The organism is Johannesbaptistia floridana (genome assembly GCF_057440575.1).
Genome location: NZ_JALKVM010000370.1, coordinates 1 through 1,130, shown reverse-complemented (window position 1 = coordinate 1,130; position 1,130 = coordinate 1). Strand labels below are relative to the sequence as shown.

General features: G+C 49.5%; 1 protein-coding gene. It reads left to right on the top strand.

The features are described 5' to 3' along the window. Positions 1–982: apoptotic protease-activating factor (locus tag MW688_RS20650; RefSeq protein ID WP_486737898.1), on the top strand; the 982-nt coding region annotated here is incomplete at its 5' end. Positions 983–1,130: the final 148 nt, after the last annotated feature.

The following is a 1,130-nucleotide window of genomic DNA, read 5'->3' as shown; positions in this document are numbered from 1 at the left end:
CGACCGAGCAGAGGCCTTATCAGGGTTAGCCCCCCATTTCCCTGAATTGTTACCCGATGCCTTAGAAGCCGCCCGAGGCATTGGAGATGAAGACGACCGAGCAGAGGCCTTATCAGGGTTAGCCCCCCATTTCCCTGAATTGTTACCCTCCGCATTAGAAGCCGCCCGAGGCATTGGGTCTGAATCCGTCCGAGCTGGGGCCTTATCAGGGTTAGCGCCCCATTTACCTCGTGAATTGTTACCCTCCGCATTAGAAGCCGCCCGAGGTATTGGAGATGAATCCTCCCGAGCTTGGGCCTTATCAGGGTTAGCCCCCCATTTACCTCGTGAATTGTTACCGGTCGCCTTAGAAGCGGCCCGAGGCATTGGAAAAGAATACTCCCGAGTTTCGGCCTTATCAGGGTTAGCCCCCCATTTCCCCCCTGAATTGTTACCGGTCGCCTTAGAAGCCGCCCGAGGCATTGGAAAAGAATACTACCGAGCTAGGGCCTTATCTGGGTTAGCCCCCCATTTCCCTGAATTGTTACCAGAAGCATTAGACGCCGCCCGAGGCATTGGAAATGAAGAATACCGAGCTTGGGCCTTATCAGGGTTAGCCCCCCATTTACCTCCAGAATTGTTACCCGAGGCATTAGACGCCGCCCGAGGCATTGGAAATGAAAAGTACCGAGCTTGGGCCTTATCAGGGTTAGCCCCCCATTTCCCCCCTGAATTGTTACTCTCCGCATTAGAAGCCGCCCGAGGTCTTGGGTCTGAATACTACCGAGCTAGGGCCTTATCTGGGTTAGTTGTTAGATGTACTTCTCTACCTGTTGAGATATCATTATTCACAAAAATGCTTCATACTCTGGCTAGTCTTAATCGCTCTCATTTTTTAGAAAATATCTCTCCATTAGCTCCTTTAATTATCAAATTTGGAGGAATTGAAGCCTTAAGAGCCGTAAAAACAGCTATTGATGATGTTTGTCGCTGGTGGAAATAAGAAATATGAAGTAACTTTGTCCAACGTCTCGGGTTGGTTGATGCTACAATAAATATATACTAGTCTCTCAGGGAGGTAAAATTGAGTTACTACCGTAATCAAGCCCCGCCTTTACCAAGTAACTTTGTCCAACGTCCATTGGTCAGGG